General features: G+C 49.9%; 16 protein-coding genes. 13 read left to right on the forward strand and 3 right to left on the reverse strand.

The genetic code is table 11. From position 1 onward, the window contains the following. Positions 1 to 151 precede the first annotated feature (151 nt). Positions 152 to 778 carry a hypothetical protein gene (locus F557_RS0106160; RefSeq protein WP_019001372.1) on the reverse strand — a complete coding sequence of 209 codons (627 nt, stop codon included), beginning with the start codon at positions 776 to 778 and terminating at the stop codon, positions 152 to 154. 91 nt (positions 779 to 869) lie between these two features. Next, positions 870 to 4325 (reverse strand): transcription-repair coupling factor, encoded by a 3456-nt coding sequence (mfd, locus tag F557_RS0106170; protein WP_052310520.1) that lies wholly within the window; start codon positions 4323 to 4325, stop codon positions 870 to 872. A 316-nt stretch (positions 4326 to 4641) separates the two neighbouring features. Here mfd and F557_RS0106175 point away from each other — a divergent pair, with 316 nt between their 5' ends. The 13 genes from F557_RS0106175 to F557_RS0106240 all read left to right on the forward strand — a co-directional run bounded on the left by F557_RS0106175 (position 4642) and on the right by F557_RS0106240 (position 18771). Further along, entirely contained in the window at positions 4642 to 5595 is a 954-nt protein-coding gene (locus F557_RS0106175; RefSeq protein ID WP_019001374.1) for a hypothetical protein, read from the forward strand. Positions 5596 to 5832: 237 nt separating this feature from the next. Further along, positions 5833 to 6444, forward strand: coding sequence for a Holliday junction branch migration protein RuvA (gene ruvA / locus F557_RS0106180; protein WP_019001375.1), 612 nt, complete (start codon positions 5833 to 5835; stop codon positions 6442 to 6444). 226 nt (positions 6445 to 6670) lie between these two features. After that, positions 6671 to 7663 (forward strand): Holliday junction branch migration DNA helicase RuvB, encoded by a 993-nt coding sequence (gene ruvB, locus F557_RS0106185; RefSeq protein ID WP_026297784.1) that lies wholly within the window; start codon positions 6671 to 6673, stop codon positions 7661 to 7663. Then, positions 7663 to 8103, forward strand: a complete 441-nt coding sequence (gene ybgC, locus F557_RS0106190; protein WP_019001377.1) for a tol-pal system-associated acyl-CoA thioesterase — start codon at positions 7663 to 7665, stop codon at positions 8101 to 8103. Before ruvB ends, ybgC begins: the two co-directional genes overlap by 1 nt. A 187-nt stretch (positions 8104 to 8290) precedes the next feature. Next, complete coding sequence (gene tolQ / locus F557_RS0106195) at positions 8291 to 9004, forward strand: protein TolQ (RefSeq protein ID WP_425425334.1); 714 nt, start codon at positions 8291 to 8293, stop codon at positions 9002 to 9004. Beyond that, positions 9001 to 9432, forward strand: coding sequence for a protein TolR (gene tolR, locus F557_RS0106200; protein ID WP_019001379.1), 432 nt, complete (start codon positions 9001 to 9003; stop codon positions 9430 to 9432). The genes tolQ and tolR overlap by 4 nt, the downstream gene beginning before the upstream one ends. A gap of 67 nt (positions 9433 to 9499) precedes the next feature. After that, complete coding sequence (gene tolA, locus F557_RS19060; RefSeq protein ID WP_019001380.1) at positions 9500 to 10630, forward strand: cell envelope integrity protein TolA; 1131 nt, start codon at positions 9500 to 9502, stop codon at positions 10628 to 10630. 58 nt (positions 10631 to 10688) lie between these two features. Further along, the gene (tolB, locus tag F557_RS0106210; RefSeq protein WP_019001381.1) at positions 10689 to 11975 is read left to right on the forward strand and encodes a Tol-Pal system beta propeller repeat protein TolB; all 1287 of its coding nucleotides are present in this window, start codon (positions 10689 to 10691) and stop codon (positions 11973 to 11975) included. Positions 11976 to 12043: 68 nt separating this feature from the next. Beyond that, positions 12044 to 12610 (forward strand): peptidoglycan-associated lipoprotein Pal, encoded by a 567-nt coding sequence (pal, locus tag F557_RS0106215; protein ID WP_019001382.1) that lies wholly within the window; start codon positions 12044 to 12046, stop codon positions 12608 to 12610. Positions 12611 to 12622: 12 nt separating this feature from the next. Then, positions 12623 to 13351, forward strand: coding sequence for a tol-pal system protein YbgF (ybgF, locus tag F557_RS21065; RefSeq protein ID WP_019001383.1), 729 nt, complete (start codon positions 12623 to 12625; stop codon positions 13349 to 13351). A gap of 729 nt (positions 13352 to 14080) precedes the next feature. After that, positions 14081 to 15748, forward strand: coding sequence for a hypothetical protein (locus tag F557_RS0106230; RefSeq protein ID WP_019001385.1), 1668 nt, complete (start codon positions 14081 to 14083; stop codon positions 15746 to 15748). A 372-nt stretch (positions 15749 to 16120) separates the two neighbouring features. Then, the gene (locus tag F557_RS0106235; protein WP_019001386.1) at positions 16121 to 18124 is read left to right on the forward strand and encodes a 2-isopropylmalate synthase; all 2004 of its coding nucleotides are present in this window, start codon (positions 16121 to 16123) and stop codon (positions 18122 to 18124) included. A 341-nt stretch (positions 18125 to 18465) separates the two neighbouring features. Then, a complete protein-coding gene (locus F557_RS0106240) occupies positions 18466 to 18771 on the forward strand; it encodes a hypothetical protein (protein ID WP_157617762.1) in 306 nt (101 codons plus the stop codon). A gap of 148 nt (positions 18772 to 18919) precedes the next feature. Here the strand turns inward: F557_RS0106240 and F557_RS0106245 are convergent, their stop codons facing one another. Further along, positions 18920 to 19594, reverse strand: a complete 675-nt coding sequence (locus F557_RS0106245) for a DedA family protein (RefSeq protein ID WP_019001388.1) — start codon at positions 19592 to 19594, stop codon at positions 18920 to 18922. Positions 19595 to 19641 lie beyond the last annotated feature (47 nt).

Genomic DNA, 19641 nt, shown 5'->3' on the forward strand with positions numbered 1-19641 from the left:
TATTTTTGTACCGGAAGGGGGTAGCAGGGTGTACGGGACGCGTTTGAGATTAGTGCCATTCCGGATCCTGAGAAGCTTATGGTTAAAAGATCCTTCAGGGTTCCCGGGAAACCGGGTGCCGGTGTCTGTGCTGGTCTCCCGGATTGGGGAATTATTTTCGGCTGATGCCGCTGTCCTTTTTGCTGGAAGAAGCCGCGGGCTTTTTCTGGGAAATGCCGTTTTTTCCCGGAGGCGGGGTAACGGCATTAACCGGAGGCTTTTTTTCGGCTCCGGGCTTTTTAGGAATATCCGGTTTTGGAGGTTCCTTTCCGGCCGGCGGAGTTTTCGGGGCCGTCTTCTGATCCTTTGCGGCCGGATCGGCATTTTTAGACGTTTCCGGAGTGTCCCGTACCACCCGGTACAGGTTGAGATGCTCCAGGCTTATGATTCCGCTTTTTACGGATACTATGCAGAGAAAACTGAGATTGTCCGGTCCGTCAGCATTTCCTGCCACAGAGTATTTGGTCTGATCTTCCTCTGCCGGTGTGGGAACCCGTCTGTCGGTAACGGAGATGTGATAATTCTGTCCCAGCCGGAATTTAACCATGGTGGTACAGTATTTTTCAGTGTCCCTGACATGCTTGTTTTCTTTTTGCAGCTTTTTCTGCTCTTCGGCATCCAGGGCGCGTCTTGCGGCCATAAGCTGGCCCTCGTCGACGGTATTACGGAGTGGCAGGGCCGTGGCGTTAATAGAGGCAATTAAGGAGGTGCTCAGAGCTAGGATTGCGATTCTGTTCATTATTTAAACCGTTTTGTGCTGTACTGATTTTCGTTATTGCAAAAAGCGCCGGGATTTTTCAGGGCTTTCGGGAATCCCGGCATTGGAAATGCTATTCCGGATGCCGGGCCATTTCCGCAATTATCTCCCTTATAAAGGGAATACGTTCTCCGGGATTTTCCGGTACCTGGAGAATCCGGAGCCGGCTGGGGCCATCCATGCTGTAGGAAGCCGCATTTTCTATAATAAGCCGGGTCAGATACTCAAAGCTGACATGCACGGTATCTCCAAAGGTTATTGATCCGTATTTCCGGTTCATGTCTATGGCGGTGATGCCCAGCTTTCTGGCGGCAATCCGTATTTTCTGGATGTCAAACAGGCTGGCAGATTCCTTAGGCAGGGCCCCGAAGCGATCAATGATTTCAGAACGGAGATCATCCACTTCGGCATCGCTAACGGCGGAAGCCAGTCTTTTGTAAAGGGTGAGTCTGGCGGTAACGTCATAGACATAGCTTTCCGGAAGCAAAGCCGGAATACGGAGTTCGATCTCGGTTTCCCGGGAGCTCATGCTGTCGGTAGTGAGTTCCCTGCCGGCCTTCAGGGTTTCAATGGCGTTTTCCAGCATCTCCATGTAGAGTGAAAAGCCGATGCCCTCAATCTGCCCCGACTGTTCCGCCCCCAGAATTTCACCGGCTCCCCGGATTTCCAGATCCTGGGTTGCCAGAATAAAACCGGACCCCAGCTCCTCCAGGGAGGCAATGGCCTCCAGGCGTTTTTTGGAATCCGGGGATATGTCCCCGTTTTCCGGAGTAAGAAGATAGGCATAGGCCTGGTGGTGGGAACGTCCCACCCGGCCGCGCAGCTGGTGGAGCTGCGCCAGTCCCAGCCTGTCAGCTCTTTCCATGATGATGGTGTTGGCGGTGGGGATATCCAGTCCGGTTTCAATGATGGTGGAACAGATCAGCACGTTGTATCGCTGATGGTAAAAGTCATGCATGATCCGGGAAAGCGTCTGTTCGGGCATCTGGGCGTGTGCCACGGCAATACGGGCCTCCGGCACAAGCTCGGCCAGCCGTTCCTCAACTCCGGTGATCGTCATGACGTCATTGTGGAGATAATAGGTTTGTCCGCCGCGGTTGAGCTCCCGGAGGATGGCCTCCCGGATCAGGCTCTCGTCATACTCGTGGACAAAGGTGCGTACCGCCAGGCGTTTTGCCGGCGGGGTGGCAATAATGGACAGGGAGCGCAGGTTGTTAATTGCCAGATTGAGTGTCCGAGGAATCGGGGTTGCGGTCAGTGTCAGGATGTCCACCTCGGAGCGCAGCTTTTTGATCTTTTCCTTCTGAGCTACTCCAAACCTGTGCTCTTCGTCAACAATAAGGAGTCCCAGATCCTTGAAGGAAATGCCGGATGACAGCAGCTTGTGGGTCCCGATAACGATGTCAACGGTTCCCTGAGCCAGCTTGCTTATCACCTCACGCTGTTCCCTGGTACTTTTAAAGCGACTCAGACAGGCGATTTCCACCGGGGTGTCGGCAAAACGATCCCTGAAGCTTTCGTAATGCTGATCCGCCAGAATGGTGGTGGGAACCAGAATGGCCGTCTGTCTGCCATTGGAGACGGCGATAAAGGCGGCCCGCATGGCTACTTCGGTTTTTCCGAACCCCACATCGCCGCAGATCAGACGGTCCATGGGCTTGTCGGATTTCATATCGTTTTCCACTGCCGTTATTGCAGCCATCTGATCATCGGTAAGCTGATAACCGAACCGGGCAGAGAAGCGGCGGTATTCCGTTTCCGGAATCCTGTAGGAGAATCCTTTTCTGATCTCTCTTCTGGCATAAACCTCCAGAAGTCCGGCCGCCACATCCCGGATCTTTTCCTGCGCCTTTTTGCGGGCTTTTTCCCATTGACTGGATCCCAGTCTGGTCAGGACGACCTTTTCGGGATCCGCTCCGGTATAACGGCTCAGGAGATGCAGGGATGATATGGGGACGTACATTTTGGCGTTCTGGGCATATTCCAGCGCAACAAAATCAGACTTTAAACCTTCTATTTCTAATGTTTCCAGTCCCAGATATCTGCCTATGCCGTGCTTTTCATGCACCAGAAATTCCCCGGGTTTCAGTTCCCCAAGATTGCGGATTATGGCATCGGGGTTGATGGTTCTTTTGCTGCTTCTGCGAGCTCTTGGAGTGTACCGGGCTCCCAGAAGCTCGGTTTCGGTAATTAATGCCAGTTCCCCGTACTGAAAGCCGGCATTAAGAGGGGCGACGGCAATGCCGGTTTTTTCCGGAGAATTTAAAAAATCAGATACGGAAGCGAAATGCACAGGTCTCAGACTGCTTTGAAGCAGTTCCTGAAGAATAGCCTCCCGGCCCTCGGATCCTGCGGCAAAAAGAATTTTTCCGGGAAATTCCCTGCGGAAACCGATAATGGATTCGCAGGGATCTGGCCTGCCGTGATTTATTGCCACCGGGGGAACCGGAGCGGTACCGAGATCTCTGACAGTGTTCGGAAGTTTTTCGGGCTTTCCCGGCCAGATTCTAAAGTTTCTGAAAAGGGCGACTCTTTTAAGAAATTCGTCGGGATTTATGTACAGAAGATCCGGCTCCAGACTGGGATGATCAGGGTTTCCGGCGTTTTTAAGGGCCCGGGATCTGATATCTGTCCAATAGTCGTCCAGAGAATCCCGCAGGTCTTCCATAACGAATATGCTGCTTTCCTGGGGAAGATAGTCGCATACTGTGGCTGTGCTGTCGAAGAACAGCGGAAGATAATGTTCAATTCCTGCGGGAATAACTTTTCTGGAGATCTGCTGATAAATATTGTGAATGGCCAGATTCTGGGGGTTCAGTCTGTCGCGGTAGTTTTTCCTGAAAGTGTCTATGGCCTCCTCGGTCACCGGAAATTCGCGGGCGGGGAGGATGGCAATTTGTTCTGCGGGCTTTACTGACTTCTGGGTTTCGGGATCGATAATGCTGATAGTATCTATTTCATCGTCAAAGAAGTCCAGCCGGTAGGGAACGTTACCGCCCATGGGAAACAGATCCACAATGGATCCCCTTACTGCGAATTCCCCGTGTCCCAGCACCTGTCTGGTGAGAAGGTAGCCGGCGTTTGAGAGCTTTTCCCGAAGCCTGATGATGCTCATGGTATCCCCCTTTCTGATCATCACAGCCTGGGAGTTTATGAAGGATTTTGGGGATACCCGGGTCATCAGAGTTGTTCCGGCGGCGAGAATCACCATTTTACGGGCGGTTTCCAGCCGAGACAGGATTTCCAGCCGGCGGGAGATAATGTCCTGATAGGGGGAAAAAGTGTCATAGGGCAGAGTTTCCCAGTCCGGGAAATAGAAGACCGGAAGATCCCCGAGGATAAAACGGAGTTCCTGCTCCAGATCCAGAGCTTCTCTCACAGATCTGGTGACAACCAGCGCCGGGAAGGCAGAATCCTTTACTGCATCGGCGATGAAAAAGGCCGGTGAGGATCCGTAAAGTCCCGAGAATCTCTGTCTTGAAGCGGGTTTTATAGCCGGCCTGACATTGAAGGATATAAGGGCATCCATCCTGAAAAATTCCTTGTTCAAATCCTGTATTTCTCTGTCATATGATACCACTTTACGGGACAGTCCCGACAATCTCCCGGGATGGCGGAGGCAGGGTAGTGTACGATGGGTCCCGGATACCGGGGAATTCCAGCATGGAGGCAGCTGCTCATTCATCTTATGTCATCAGGAATACCGCATCAAAAATGCGGCATCGCGATCCGGACTGACATTTTTTAACAAACTCGCTGACAGCACCGGGGGATGCATGTAGTATAGCCGGCGGTACCGGCGTCTGACGGGATTGTCCGGTAAGAAAACGAAACGAGGTTTGCCAATGAAAATCATGAAAAACATCTTGTCTCTGTCCGCATTGCTGATGATTTCCGGAATGGGAGCGGCACTGGGAGGAGATTTGGAGAATTCCAACAGGGATGTTGATGCCAAATACAATGTTCAGAATGACCTTAGCTATCCCGGCGCCTTTTACGGCAGGCATTTTACCGGCAAAAACGGCTCCCATGAGGCGTTTAGTGTCATTGCGATGTATTCCGGCGAATTTGAAGATCCGGGCAAGATTATCACCGGACCGGTTAAGGATTTTCTGAAATGTTCAAAAATGGATTTTAAGTCTTCCGGAAGTGAAGACGAGGTTTATGACTCGGATACCTTCAGGGGCTGTGTGACTCCGTCAGGAAAGGTTTTTAACGGCTTTGTCGGCTGTACCGGCGGTTTTCACTGGTTTACCCTGTATTCCGCGGATATGCCCGAGGCCGATGTTGAAGCCATAAGTGCCTATGATACTGATTTCAGGGATTCTCTGGCAGCGCAGGATTATCCGTCTGTGGAAGCGCCTTCCGAGAAGGCCAATAAAAAGCTTCCGGCTGGATATGTATTGCTGCCGACTTTTCGCTATCCTCTTGACGGGGCCTATGCCTACATTGCCAAGACCTATGTCAATCCGGATACAGGACGGCTTTTCAGCTACCAGATTGTGGGAGCAGAGCAGCTTCGGGATTTTGATGTATCCGGCGGGGTTAAGGAGTTCTGCGGCTCCGGAGCTACCCTGAAGGCTGAAGGCAAGGACAGCTCCCTTATCGGGGGATGCTCTTCGCGGCAGTGGGTTGGGCCGGAGAAGGTTCTCGGAAAGATTACAAACAATGTTTCCGCCAATAAGCTTACTGTGGCCGAGGTTTACAGTGCCAATATGTCCGAGGCGGATCTTGCGGTATTCCGTGCAGAGGTTCAGGATAGGGTAAAAAACTTTAATCCCAAGGATTTTGAATTCTGACAGCGGAAGATTCTCTTTTTTCTGGTCGCTGCTGTGCTATCCTGTGCCGGATTCACACTTTCCAATCCCCGCTGCTGGCGGGGATTTCTCTGTATTTCTTGCGGTTCGCTCTTATCCAGCATTCTGAGACTGAATTACCGGAACAGAAAGATCAAATGATCTGTTCACAAAAATCCAAATATTCAGTATATTTATTGTTTTATTGCTAAATCGGAAAACTGAAAATACGGGGCGACTATGATCGGTTCACTGAGAGGAAAAATTCTGGAAAAAAATGCTCCGGAGGTTCTTCTGGAGGTTTGCGGCGTCGGCTATGAGCTTGCAGTGCCTATGATGAGTTTCTACAAGCTTCCGGAGCCGGGGCAGGAGACTTTCCTCTATGTGGCTCACATTATCAAGGAGGATTCCGAAAGTATGTACGGCTTTGCGGACAAGTCCTCCAAAAAGCTGTTTCTGGAGCTTATAAAGGTATCCGGCATCGGTCCGAAAACGGCACTTGCGGTACTGTCTGCCATGACTCCCGAGGATTTTGCCGGAACCATCAGGGACGGTAGCTATCAGCCTTTGACCAAGATTCCGGGAGTTGGCAAGAAAACTGCCGAGAGAATTGTGGTGGAAATGCGTGATCGGGTTACGGAGTGGGCCGATCCTAAAACCCAGGCGGAGGTTAAGAGTAGCGGTATCGATGCTCCGCTGCTTCCAGATGCGAATCAGGAAGAGGAGGAAGCCTGCCAGGCCATTGTTTCCCTGGGGTACAAGCCGCAGTGGGCTTCAGCAGCAGTGCATAAGGTTTTCAAAAAGGGAATGTCTCCGGAGGATATTATCAAGGCTGTTCTGGCCACAGTATAGATATGGCGGCATCGTTCGGCACGCCGAAATTGCAGGATAGCAGAAATTTTTCTATTTCAGGGTTCCCGGAGGTATGAAATGACGAATGACCGGGTTCGGGAGCCGGTATTAACGAAGAGAGTGCAAAACGGGAATTATTGCGATGGCAGTTGAAAAGGACAATCTTAAGAGTGCTTCCCCGGCAGCGGAAAAGGGGGGAGTAAAGACTGCGGAGCTTTCCGGGCGAATGATGTCCGGGGAGTCCGGAGGCAGCGAGGACGAATCCCTGGATCGGGCGCTCCGGCCACAGTTTTTCAAGGACTATATTGGTCAGACCAGCCTTAAAAGCAATCTTGATATTGCCATTAAGGCTGCTCTTAAAAGAAAGGAGCCTTTGGATCATGTGCTGGTGTATGGACCTCCGGGGCTCGGCAAAACTACTATTGCCAGCATTATTGCCAATGAAATGAAATCCAGCCTTATTACTACTTCGGGGCCGGTGCTGGAGAAGAAGGGCGATCTGGCAGCGCTGCTTTTAAGACTTAAGAAGGATGATGTGCTTTTCATCGACGAGATCCACAGACTTAATCCGGTGATTGAGGAATTCCTGTATCCGGCCATGGAGGATTTTAATGTCGATATCATGATGGGAGAGGGGCCGGCAGCCAGATCCATGCGGGTTCCTGTAGCCCCGTTTACCCTTATCGGAGCCACTACCAAGGCCGGTTCCCTCACCTCGCCGCTGCGGGCCCGTTTTGGCATAGTGGAACGTCTTAACTACTACAGTCATGAGGAACTGCGGACAATTATCGACAATTCCTCGAAGCGTCTCAGGCTTAATATTGATGCCGACGGTTCTCTGGAGATTGCCAAAAGAAGCCGCGGAACCCCTAGGATCGCCAATAAGCTGCTGCGCCGGGTACGGGACTACGCCGATGTGAATAATTCCGGAATGATAACCGGGCCTGTGGCACGAAAGGCTCTGGAGCTTCTTAACATTGACGATCTGGGATTCGATTATTTTGACAGACAGTATCTTCTGACAATAATGCAGGATTTTCAGGGGAAACCGGTGGGGCTTAACACCCTTGCTGCCACTCTGGGGGAGGATCGGGATACCATAGAGGACGTGCTGGAGCCATATCTGCTTCAGGAAGGCTTTATTCAGAGAACCCCCCGGGGGAGGGTGGTTACGTCAAAGGCCTATGCTCATTTCGGAATAGAGGAGGAAAAGCAGTGATGCAGTCAGAGGCACCAATGCAGACAGAGAATGCCGATCCCTTTGCCATAAAGGTCAGGGTCTATTTTGAGGATACTGACGCCGGCGGAGTGGTTTACAATGCCAACTATGTGAAGTTTATTGAAAGGGCCAGAACGGAGTGGCTGAGGCATCGCGGCTACGAGCAGCGGGGAATGCTGGAATCAGGACTGGGTTTTGTAATAGCCTCGCTGGAAGTCAGTTTTAAAAAGCCGGCCCGTCTGGATGATGAGCTTACCGTAACCTGTGAGGTGGAGACTCTGATGTCAGCCTCGGTAACCTTCAGACAGACAGTGCTCAATCAGAAAGGGGAGCTTCTGGTGTCCGCCCGGGCCAGAATTGCCTGTGTGGATATGAAGGCCATGAAGCCCTGTCTGTTTCCGCCGGAGCTCAAAATGATTTTTGCCGGGGACAATACCTGAAGCTGGCAGGTATTCCTGTTCTGACTCACGTTGCTTTTTATGGCGGATAAAAGCCTGGCAACATGGTGTATAATGCGGGACTGTTCATCCCGGTGAGCCCCGTCAGGGGCAGTTTTGTAAAGAGAGGTAGAAAGTGACTGCTGAAGAATTGCCAATAAGGGCCGCCGAATCAGTGCAGGATGCCGCTATATCGGCCGGTGCGGATATCTCCATTACCAGTCTTATCATGCATGCCAGTCCGCTGGTGCAGGGGGTAATGTGTTTTCTGGTTCTTCTCAGCATTGTCAGCTGGACAATTATTATTCAGCACGGAAGATACCTTAAGCACTGCCGCAAGGAGGCTGATGCCTTTGAGGATCGTTTCTGGGGCAGCTCGGATCTGAATACTCTCTACCATGGCTGCGTGGGAAACCGGGAGCAGTCTGCCATGGAGAAGATTTTTGTCGCCGGATTCAAGGAATTTGCCAGAATGCACCGGGACGGTGTGAAGAACAAGGATACTCTGATGGACGGCACCTACAGAGCCATGAAGGTCAGCTGCTCCAGGGAGCTTGAGGAGCTGGAGAATCATCTTCCCACACTGGCTACTATTGGTTCCATAAGTCCGTATGTCGGTCTTTTCGGGACGGTATGGGGCATCATGAGCGCCTTTATTGCGCTTTCTGCAGTGAAAAACGCTACTCTGGCGATGGTGGCCCCGCCCATTGCGGAAGCACTGATTGCCACGGCTATGGGTCTTTTTGCAGCAATACCGGCCGTGCTTTTTTACAACCGCTATGTTACCAAAGTGGACAAACTGGAAAATCAGTATCTGAACTTCATTGATGAGTTCTCTACAATTCTCAACCGCAATACCGCGGCGAATGCTGAGAAAACCGACAGAAAGGGGCAGCCGTCATGAACAGAACTCGCGCAAAAAAGCGTCCCATGGCGGAAATCAATGTAGTGCCATACATTGATGTAATGATGGTGCTTCTGGTTATATTCATTGCCACGGCTCCGGTAGTGATGCAGGGGGTTACAGTGGATTTGCCCCAGGCTGAATCGGAGGCTATGAGCGAGGATCAGAAAATTCCTGTAATCTGCAGTGTGGACGCCCGTGGGAAGTATTTTGTGGAAATTCCCGGTGGCGGAACAGTTCCTGTGGAGTCTCTCCGGGATCTTTCTGACAGAGTAAAGAGCTATCTCGGTGAAAAACCGGGATCTCCGGTGGTAGTGCAGGGGGATGTCCGGGCTTCATATGACAGTGTTATTCAGCTTATGAATTCCCTGAAGAATGCCGGTGTGGAAAGTGTGGGGCTGGTGACAGAGCCTTTGAGCAGCAGGTAGTGCCGGTTTATAGAATGTCAGAGGATTTGCCGGGCCGGGGTTGCGGTCTAGTACGGAGTTACTGTTCATGAAGTACAGTCTTACAACATCAGCTGTAATTGCAGTATTGTTGCATGCAGTGCTGTTCGCTGTGCTTTTTTTTAACGTGGATCTTACTCCCGAGGAGCCCAAGCAGAAAGAGAAGCCCCTTATTCATGCCACAATGGTAGATTATAATTCCCTCCCGGCTCAGAGGGAAGCCAGAAGAAAGGCTGAGCTGGAGGCTAAGAGAAAAGCAGAGGCCGAAGCCCGGAGAAAGGCCGAAGCGGAAGCCAGAAAGAAGGCCGAAGAAGAGGCTAAGAAGAAGGCTGAAGCCGAGGCTAAAAAGAGAGCAGAGGCTGAAGCCAGAAGGAAAGCCGAAGAAGCCCGGAAACAGGCTGAAGCCGAGGCCAGAAAAAAAGCCGAGGAAGAGGCCCGGGCGCTGGCTGAACGGCAGGCTGCTGAAAGGGCAGCCCAGGAGGAGGCCAGAAAACAGGCAGAGCTGGCTTTGAAGAAGGCCGAGGAAGCAAAGAAGAAAGCCGAAGAGGAGGCTAAGAAGAAGGCTGAAGCCGAAGCTAAGAAGAAGGCTGAAGCCGAGGCTAAGAAGAAAGCCGAAGAGGAGGCTAAGAAGAAGGCTGAAGCCGAAGCTAAGAAGAAGGCTGAAGCCGAGGCTAAGAAGAAAGCCGAAGAGGAGGCTAAGAAGAAGGCCGAAGCCGAGGCTAAGAAGAAGGCTGAAGCCGAGGCCAGGAAGAAGGCTGAAGAAGAGGCTAAAAAGAAAGCTGAAGCTGAAGCCAGAAAGAAAGCCGAGGATGAAGCAAGAAGGAAACGTGAACAGTCTCTTGAGGATGATATTCTGGGGACTCTGAACGGATCCGGACAGAATGGTTCTCCTCAAAACGGTACGAATGCCCAGCTCGAAATGGCACAGCGTTATGGCATGACTGTTAAGAGCATTATTGAGGAAGCCTGGCACGTAGAAAAGGCTATGAACGGCAAAACGGTAAACATTACGGTCAGAATTTCCGAGAATGGCAGTATCAGCGGTGAAAACTGTACCGGGGACAGCCGCGTGTGTCAGAGTGTCAGACAGGCACTGGACAGAATTCACGCCTTTCCGGCTCCGCCTAAGGAATGCAGCGATTGCCGGGTAATCCATTTGAAGATGACTCCGCGGATTTAATGGGGATTTACTTACAGGGAGCCGGTGTCTGAATAAATAAAACATCGGGATTGCAAATATGAAAGTGTGGAAAAAAGCCTTCAGTGCTGCGGTGCTGTTTTTAGGGATTACGGGAGTCAGCCGGGCGGATCTTAACCTTGAGATAACCGGTGGCATGGATGTCGGAAGGAAAATTGTAGTGGTTCCCTTCGGAGGCCAGAATGCAGTACGGGAGGATCAGGATCTGGCGGGAATCATTGCTGCCGATCTTTCCCGTTCGGGGGTGTTTTCTCCGGTGGCAGCGGGAAGCCAGAAGGCGTTCACCGGTGCTGAGGTGAAAACTTCTGATTTTCCGGCCGGAACCGAGGCGGTAGTGGTAGGACGTGTGGCCAGGGGCGCGTCGGGATATGTGGTTAATTTTGAGCTGGTATCCCTGACATCCGGAAATCCTCTGGTTATTCAGGGGGTAAAGGCAGAGGTTCCTCTCAGCAGACTGCGGGAATACGGCCATAGGATCAGTGATCAGGTTTATGAAAAGCTCACGGGATCCAAAGGAGGTTTTGCCACCAGAATTGCCTACATTAAAAGATCGTTTGCCTCAAAGCATCCTTATCAGCTGGCGGTTTCTGACTATGACGGCAAAAACGAGACGGTGCTTCTGGTTTCATCACAGCCCCTGATGAGTCCGAAGTGGAGAAATGACGGCAGGACTCTGGCCTATGTGTCGTTTGAACAAAGGAAGCCCCAGATTTATACCCTTGATATTGTCTCCCGCAGCAGAAAGCTTATTACCAGTTTTCCGGGACTTAACAGCAATCCGGCCTGGTCACCGGACGGATCAAGTCTGGCAATGGTTCTTTCCAAGGACGGAAATCCGGAAATCTATGTTCTTAACCTGACTGCCAAGAGTCTGAGACGCATTACCAGCAATCCTGGTATCGATACTGAACCGTCCTGGTCCCCGGATGGCAGAAAGCTGTATTTTGTGTCTGAGCGGGCAGGATCTCCGCAGGTTTTCGGCGTGGATTTTTCTTCAGGTGCTGTATCCCGGGTAACAAGATCTCCGGTAAAGAATCTCTCTCCGGTTGTAATGCCTGATAATTCGGGTATAGTGTTAATTAATCAGAACGGCGGTTTTCGGGTATCCCGGCAGGATTTTTCCGGCAGTCTGTATTCTCTTACCGGAACCTCTCTGGATGAGTCACCGACCGTATCTCCTGGCGGCAATATGATTATTTACAACACGGTTAAGGGGGGCAAAAGTGTTCTGGCGCTGGTGTCCGCAAATGGCAGATACCGGGAGGTTCTCAGGAATTCCGGAGGGGAGTATTACTTCCCGTCATGGTCCGGGTATGCCGGAAAGTGATTGTGGACGGGAAATTTTTACTTCGCTGTAAAAGGTTTGAATTTTAAAATTTGCAAGGGATCTGTTTTATGTTAAAAAAGTATTTTTTCTGTTTTTCCGCAGCGCTGCTCTTCACGCTGGGGCTTACCGGCTGTGCTACCAGGAATGACGACAGCAGCACCGACTCCACCGCCATTGTTGAGGATCCTTCCATTGTAGAAACCGGTGATTCCATGGAGAACGGAGCCATTGTGGTAGGAGATGATTATGCTTCTCCGAACGATGGACTGGAGCTGACCAAGGAGCAGCGTGCCAAGCTGCAGGCTCTTAAGCAGGATAACGTTATCTATTTTGCTTTTGACAGTGATGCCATTCCGAATAATTACATAACTCTGCTGGAGGCTCATGCCGATTTTCTTAGAACAGCTTCGAAGGTTACCATCATTATTGAAGGTCATACCGATGAACGCGGTACTCCGGAATACAACATTGCACTGGGGGAACGCCGTGCCCGTTCTGTAGCGCAGTATCTTCTCAACCTGGGGGTTCCTGCCCAGCAGATTTCCATTGTCAGCTACGGTGAGGAAAAGCCCCAGCTTTTTGAGCATAATGAAAATGCCTGGAAGAAAAACCGCCGGGCAGTGATTTCGTATTAATGAGGAACGATCATGGCTTTTACAAGGTTTAGAGGTATTGTGGTGCCGGCTGTGCTGTCGGCATGCCTTCTTTCTCCGCTGGCAGTGGCGGAACCTTCGGTAGCCCAGCTGGAAAAACAGATTAATGCCAGAAATGCGGCTCTTCTTGATATGCAGAACCGGGTGCAGCAGCAGGAAGCAGCTATCAGAAAACTGGAAGGGCGGATTCAGGATCTTTCGGAACGTCTTAGTGCACTGGAGAAGGGAACTGTCAGACCTGTGGCACCCGCTAATGGCAATCAGCCGGCACCGGATACAGCTTCTTCCGCCAAAAACGGCCCCAAGCCGCAGCCTGACTCAACCCAGGTTCCTGAAGCTAAAAAGACTGCCGGAGATCCCAAGAAGATATATGACGATTCCTTTGCATCTGTAAGGGACAATAATTTCAGGAAGGCAGAGGCCGGCTTTACCGAGCTTATTCAGAATTATCCCGATTCCGATCTGGTTCCTAACTCCTATTACTGGCTGGGACAGATTTACTACAAGGAAAAACAGTACCAGAAAGCCCGGGAGAATTTTCTGAATGTAACCAAATACAAATCCTGTCCGAAGCGTGCGGATTCCATTTTCAAGCTGGGATCCATCGAGGAGCTTTTAAAGAACCCCGAAAAGGCCAAAAAGTTTTATCAGGTGGTGGTCAATTCCTATAAAGGCTCCGCAGAGGCTGTTCTCGCCCAGAAGGCTTTGGATCGTCTTAAGTAATATTTTTCAGCAGATCTTTTATAAATATTGTTTGATACAGGAGGTTCCGCGTGCGGGATCTCCTGTTTTGCTATTTCCGGTATCCGGCATTATCAGGCGTGGTGATTTACTCCCGTTTTTTCTTTCGGGCACTAATCTTCACGGTGCCGCAAAGTCATGATTATTGAAATATGACCATTTGTCTGGACAGTTTGCTGTCAGGATAATATGCTGATATCAGAGAGTATCCGGAGAGAATCCTGTGAATACAGACAGTGAAAGAGAAGCTGCTGTTTTTAAAATATCCGCAGGTGAACTGTGTGATGACCTGTCAGCAGGCAGTGCATGTCAGACAGCATTATTCCGGTCAGCCATATTTTGGGTGTGTGATAGCACATGATATGTTCGTGGAGCCAGTTTCTGCTGTGAAAGGGGGAGAGCCGGAACCGGTAATGATCATTGATGAGCGGCACTATGCGTGTAACTTGTTTCCTTCATGTTAGGATTAATGTAGCTCATATGGCTCCGAGTCTTATCAGACAGAGACCTTAATGACGGTATTCTGATGAACCGTGCTGTATGATTAAAACCGGTTTTTGACAGGTTTTCGTTTATTCTCGCCGTCAGAGCTGTGTGAATAACAGCAGAATTAGCAATACCGGCAGCTCCTTGTTTGGCTAGGTGTAGCTAAAAACGTTTGTTTTTTGGTGTTTATGTCAGGGATATGGACAATGGAACAGGAATAGTTCAATGGAAGATACATCTCGTATTCCCTTACGGGTATATTGCAAAAACTGCAATACTCCGGCAGGTTTTGATATTTTAAGACAGTCATATCGCTGTCCCGGCTGCGGAGAGCTTACCGGTATTGCCGAAGCCGGGAGATCGGCCCGGAACTGGTGTCGTCTTAACAGACAGAATACCAGAGAGCGTAATGAGGGTACCGAATACCGGGAATGTGTCTGTCCCTCCTGTGGAGCTGTAGTGGCATTTCCGGAGGGAGATGCCTCCCGGAAATGTCTTTACTGTGGCACTGCTCTCATAAGACCGGAGCTGCTGGATCCTGCAAGACTTCCGGAAATTATCATCCCCTTTTTCATAACGGAAAGTGAAGCCCGCGAAAGAATGCGTTCCTGGGCTGAAAAAAATCGCAAAAAAGCCGAAGCCCGGGACGTTCTGGCCGCTATTGACATTCTCACTGGCTGCTATGTTCCGTATCAGCTGGTCAGGGGCCCGGTGTCCGGCACGGTGTTCCGGGACGGGGGGTATCGTCAGTATCAGTGTTATGGGTATCTGGAAGGCATTGCCGTCAGCACCTCGAAGAATCTTGACAACCTGGTTCTGAATGAAATGGAGCCATTTGACTGGTCTCAGGCAAAACCGTTTGACTATGGGATTATTTCCGGGCATCGGGTGCAGCTTATGGATCTCAGCGAAGCCGATACTGATAAAAGGATCCGTGAAGAAGTGCGGGAGGATTTTCTGCCCGAGATTGAGAGGGTGCTTCAGACTTCGGGCGTTGACGTGACTGTGGCTACCGGTGATCTTATGGTTCTGAATGCGCTTCTGCCGGTTTACATTATCAGGCAGGGAAATCTTCTGGCGGTAATGAACGGCCAGACCGGCAGAATTGCCGTCAGCGGAACGCGTACCAGTATCAGCTATCCCTGGGTTATCGAGCCCCTGATTTATACGACTGTTCTGACTCTGGCGCTGGGTTGTTTTTTCGGGTTTAACCCGGAGCTTGTGGTGTATGGGGGGATGGTTTTCGGGGCAATTATCTTTGCCATTATGGGGGACGGCAAGAAATCGCTGATCAGGAATGTGGTGCTCAGAACGGAAGCAGCAAAAGCCCGTCGCGAGGGTCGGAGACTGCGAATTGATGAAGAGAAGGATATTCTGAGAAATCCCTATGACAACAGTCCGGTTTTCCGGGATCTTAACGAAAACGGAGATCTGGTGCCGGTGAGCATCAGTTTTTATGGTTCTTCAAGAATTTTGAAGCTCATGCTGAACTCGTTATTCATAATATTTCTGCCGGTAATTCTGGCAGCACCGCTGCGGCTTATGGTAATGGAATCTCACGAAAGCTTTATGTCAGATTTTCACATGGAGTACGGTGCTGCCTGGTACGTTTTGGCGGCTATGGTGGTGCTGGTATACCTTCTTAAAGCCGGTCGTGTTACGGTTTATGACCATCCCGTTCTTCACGAACTTATGCCAGATGGCAGCAAACGCCGGATCCGGAATTCCGGAAAGGGGCAATGCGGTTTTTTCTCCATGTTCATGAATGAAAACGGTGAATCCCGGCTGAAGCTTTTTTTGAAGGGTGATCCTAAAATGGGATGTTTTGTAATCGGCCTGATTCTCTTCATTCTGCTGGGAAGTACCGTTACCATCGTTTTTGGGGGAGAGTGATAATCGCTGTCTCTGCGGCACTTTTAAAGTAATGGAGTGCTTTAGTTTATTTCTGTTTATGCCGGCGGTTTTGCTATCCTCCGGCTTTTTTTTTCTGCCATGGTAAATGTGATCTCCGGTGTGACCGGGGATCACGATTTTTTTTGCCGGGGTATAAGTCTGACATGCGGTGTGGCAATGGCATGAGTTTCAGATCTCCGGATCACACGCACCTGCCCTGTTTCTGAAAATGCTGTAATGCTGACGCTACTGCCTGGGATTCATGGCAAATTGCGAAAATTTAGTGACAAATGTGAGAAAAGTCTTTATTTTTTTTGAGAGAAGCTTAAAATATATCATAAGTTTTGATTTATTTTAAAAAAAGAGGTCCCTATGATTAAACCTGGTAAATACAAGAGACAGTATTTTCTTCCGCCGGTCAGTTCTATGGACTGGGTGAAAAAGGATTATATTGAAAAGCCTCCGGTCTGGTGCTCCGTTGACCTCAGAGACGGCAACCAGGCTCTGATTGAACCTATGAGTCTCGAGGAGAAGCTGGAGTTTTTTTCATTACTGGTTCGTATCGGCTTCAAGGAGATCGAGGTCGGTTTTCCGGCAGCGTCAGAAACCGAGTTTGATTTTGCCAGGGCACTTATTGAACGCAACATGATTCCCGAGGATGTAACCATCCAGGTTCTTACTCAGGCCCGGGAACATATTATCAGAAAAACCTTTGAAGCTGTACAGGGTGCTCCCCGGGCGGTTATTCATCTCTACAATTCCACATCGGTGGCCCAGAGAGAACAGGTGTTTAAAAAAGATCGTGAACAGGTAAAGAAGCTGGCGGTGGACGGGGCTAGGCTGTTAAAGCAGCTTGCTTCGGAAACTGATGGAAACTTTTCCTTTGAATACAGCCCGGAAAGCTTTCACGGCACAGAGGTTGACTATGCCCTGGAGGTTTGCAATGCAGTGCTGGATGTGTGGGAACCAACCCCTGATCATAAGGCCATTATCAATATTCCGGCAACTGTCGAAACTGCAATGCCCCATGTTTTTGCCTCGCAGATTGAATATCTGAGCAAGAATCTTCGGCATCGTTCCAATGTAATGCTCAGCATTCATCCTCATAACGATCGGGGAACCGGTGTCTCTGATGCGGAAATGGGAATTCTGGCCGGTGCCGACAGAGTCGAGGGAACGCTGTTCGGAAACGGAGAACGAACCGGAAATGTGGATCTGATTACCGTGGCCATGAATATGTTTTCCTATGGCGTAGATTCGGGACTGGACTTTTCGGAGATGCCGAAGATCCGGGAAACTTATGAGCGCTGCACCAGAATGCGGGTTTATGAACGGCAGCCCTATGCCGGTGATTTGGTATTTACCGCATTTTCCGGTTCTCACCAGGATGCTATTGCCAAGGGGATGGCCTGGAGAGAGGAGCGGCAGCTTAATGAATGGACTGTACCATATCTTCCCATCGATCCTATGGATGTAGGGAGAACCTATGATTCTGATGTCATCAGAATTAACAGTCAGTCCGGAAAGGGCGGGGTGGCCTATATTCTCAGTCACAGCTATCACTTCACCATTCCAATGAAGATGCGTGAGCAGCTGGGATATGCGGTAAAGCAGGTTTCGGATGAAGCTCACAAGGAGCTTTCGCCGGAATGGGTTTACGAGATATTTTCTGACAACTACATTAACTGCACTCCCAATTTTACTGTGCCGGAAGTTCACTTTAAGCAGTCGGAATGCATAATTGCCGGTGCCAGCATCAAGATTGGGGATCGGTTAACGGTGGTAAATGCCAACGGCAACGGACGTCTGGATGCTGTCAGCAATGCCATTAAGCAGTTTTTCGGGATAAGCTATGAGCTTCAGATGTACGAGGAGCACGCTCTTACTCAGGGTTCTTCTTCCAAGGCAGTGGCCTATGTAGGCGTTGCCTGCAACGGTGAGAATTTCTTTGGCGTAGGAATTGATGATGACATCATAAAGGCCTCCATAGACGCTCTGGTGGTTGCTGTGAATAAGATTCCGGCGCTGGCTCAGAATGTTAATGAAAAGGATGAGCGGCTGATCGCGATTATGAATTTCATGCAGCTCCATTATCAGGATGTGACCCTGGAGATGCTGGCTGACGAGCTGGGGCTTTCGACTCCCTATGTATCGAAATATATTCGGGATAAGTCTGGCAAAACCTTTGGAGAGCTTCTTTCCGGAATCCGGATGAAGCGGGCCAAAACTCTTCTGAAAAATACCAACCAGACAGTGGAATCTATTGCCTCCAGCTGTGGCTATCAGAACGCCGAGCATTTCAGCAGAAGCTTTAAGAAGGCGTTTGGCATTACTCCGGCACAGTATCGCAAGGAAAGTGCTTCCCCGATAGTCTGACGGAGAGAGGTGTTTTTTAATTGCGGAGCAGGCTTTTTCTGAAAGTGCTGCCTTCCGGATGACAAGGGCGGGAAGAGTGTTCATTATCTTCCTGCCTTTCTTGTTTTTGGCAGTGCCGTGATATTCGATCAGGTGTTAACAATGAAATAATTTTGTATGATATTATAGAAAATATACCTTAATTGCAATTTATATTATGATCTATCTCTGGTTTTGCACTTTTTAATTCCCCGTACCAGTATTCCGTCCGATAAGATTATCAGTGAGGGCTCCGTTTTTCCGGAATGTTTTCCGATGAAGCCTGTCTTTGTTTTTATCTTTGTTATTTGGAGAATACAGTCATGTACACCGACAGATTTAATTATGATGATAGCTATGCCGAAGATATTTATGCCGAAGAAAACCCCCGGAAAAGGTCTGTTCGGAATTCATTTCCGGTAAGCTACGCAGTATTCAGTTATCTGAGAGCCTGTCATTTCAGCAGGAAGGCTTCTCATGAGCTTCTGGGAGTCATAAGTGATGACGGAAGCAAGTGGACTCTGAGAGGCTGTATTCGTAACGGTTTTTACCGGCGCAAGCTGTCTCGGCAGATGAGAAATTCCTTCCGTGCCTCAAAAGCTCTGTCGGAGTCTCGTTTTCAGGCCTGACGGGCTGTTCCTTGTTCCTGTTCCGGTATTCTGAGTAAACTCCGGAAGATAAAAAAAGAGAAGCATCGGCTTCTCTTTTCATTTGTCTGCCTTGTCATGCCGGGAGTCCGTTACCTTGGCGTATTCCCCGGTATTTACAGCTGATCTGCTAGCGTAATTTTTTTTGATCCGCCGCCTCTTTAGCAGCCTGTTTTCTGCTGATGTATCCTCTTATCCAGTGCTTGCCCCATAAAAATAGGAAAAAAATGATAATGGTGGCAATGATGATGTGCATAACATTCTGGCCGGTTTTTACCTTCACCAGAAGCTCCGGAATCTGGTTTGCAAAGTAATACCCCAGGTATACCCATATCGGTACCGATATGAGAGCGGCAAATCCATCCATTAAAAGAAAGTGGATAAAGGGTATACGGCGGCTCATGCCGGATACCATAAAGATGGGAGCCCGGAGTCCCGGCATGAAGCGGGCCGCAAAAAGTACCCAGATGCCGTATTTGGCGAACTGTCTCTGGACCTGGGCGAACCTCCTGGGGGAGAGAATTTTTCTGATAGGCTTGAATTTCTGAATCTTGTACCCGAATATTTTTCCGGCCAGGTAGATAATGGAATCGCCAAGGAGCACTCCGGTGAAACAGACAGCCAGCATCAGGTGGGGGTTTGTGGCGCCGAGACCGGAAACCAGTCCTCCGGCCACAAGAGTGATATCTTCGGGGACCGGAAGGCCAAAACCGCACAGTATAAGGATGCCAAAGGCGTACAGATAGTTGTACCAGCCCTGGTCGCAGAGAGTGCTTTGAACCCAGAGAAATATTTTTTCAGCCATAAAATAGATTTCCTTATTATTTTTGTCTTTTCGTTCTTCCGGAAAGA

The sequence above is a fragment of the Succinimonas amylolytica DSM 2873 genome (genome assembly GCF_000378405.1).
Classification (GTDB): Bacteria; Pseudomonadota; Gammaproteobacteria; order Enterobacterales; family Succinivibrionaceae; genus Succinimonas; species Succinimonas amylolytica.

Coding starts and splice junctions, on each gene's coding strand:
- ybgC (WP_019001377.1), top strand. CDS start 7,663: ATGCAGTCAGAGGCACCAATGCAGACAGAGAATGCCGATCCCTTTGCC.
- mfd (WP_052310520.1), bottom strand. CDS start 4,325: ATGGATGCCCTTATATCCTTCAATGTCAGGCCGGCTATAAAACCCGCT.
- F557_RS0106175 (WP_019001374.1), top strand. CDS start 4,642: ATGAAAATCATGAAAAACATCTTGTCTCTGTCCGCATTGCTGATGATT.
- F557_RS0106160 (WP_019001372.1), bottom strand. CDS start 778: ATGAACAGAATCGCAATCCTAGCTCTGAGCACCTCCTTAATTGCCTCT.
- tolR (WP_019001379.1), top strand. CDS start 9,001: ATGAACAGAACTCGCGCAAAAAAGCGTCCCATGGCGGAAATCAATGTA.
- F557_RS0106245 (WP_019001388.1), bottom strand. CDS start 19,594: ATGGCTGAAAAAATATTTCTCTGGGTTCAAAGCACTCTCTGCGACCAG.
- ruvB (WP_026297784.1), top strand. CDS start 6,671: ATGATGTCCGGGGAGTCCGGAGGCAGCGAGGACGAATCCCTGGATCGG.
- F557_RS0106230 (WP_019001385.1), top strand. CDS start 14,081: ATGGAAGATACATCTCGTATTCCCTTACGGGTATATTGCAAAAACTGC.
- tolA (WP_019001380.1), top strand. CDS start 9,500: ATGAAGTACAGTCTTACAACATCAGCTGTAATTGCAGTATTGTTGCAT.
- F557_RS0106235 (WP_019001386.1), top strand. CDS start 16,121: ATGATTAAACCTGGTAAATACAAGAGACAGTATTTTCTTCCGCCGGTC.
- ruvA (WP_019001375.1), top strand. CDS start 5,833: ATGATCGGTTCACTGAGAGGAAAAATTCTGGAAAAAAATGCTCCGGAG.
- pal (WP_019001382.1), top strand. CDS start 12,044: ATGTTAAAAAAGTATTTTTTCTGTTTTTCCGCAGCGCTGCTCTTCACG.
- F557_RS0106240 (WP_157617762.1), top strand. CDS start 18,466: ATGTACACCGACAGATTTAATTATGATGATAGCTATGCCGAAGATATT.
- ybgF (WP_019001383.1), top strand. CDS start 12,623: ATGGCTTTTACAAGGTTTAGAGGTATTGTGGTGCCGGCTGTGCTGTCG.
- tolB (WP_019001381.1), top strand. CDS start 10,689: ATGAAAGTGTGGAAAAAAGCCTTCAGTGCTGCGGTGCTGTTTTTAGGG.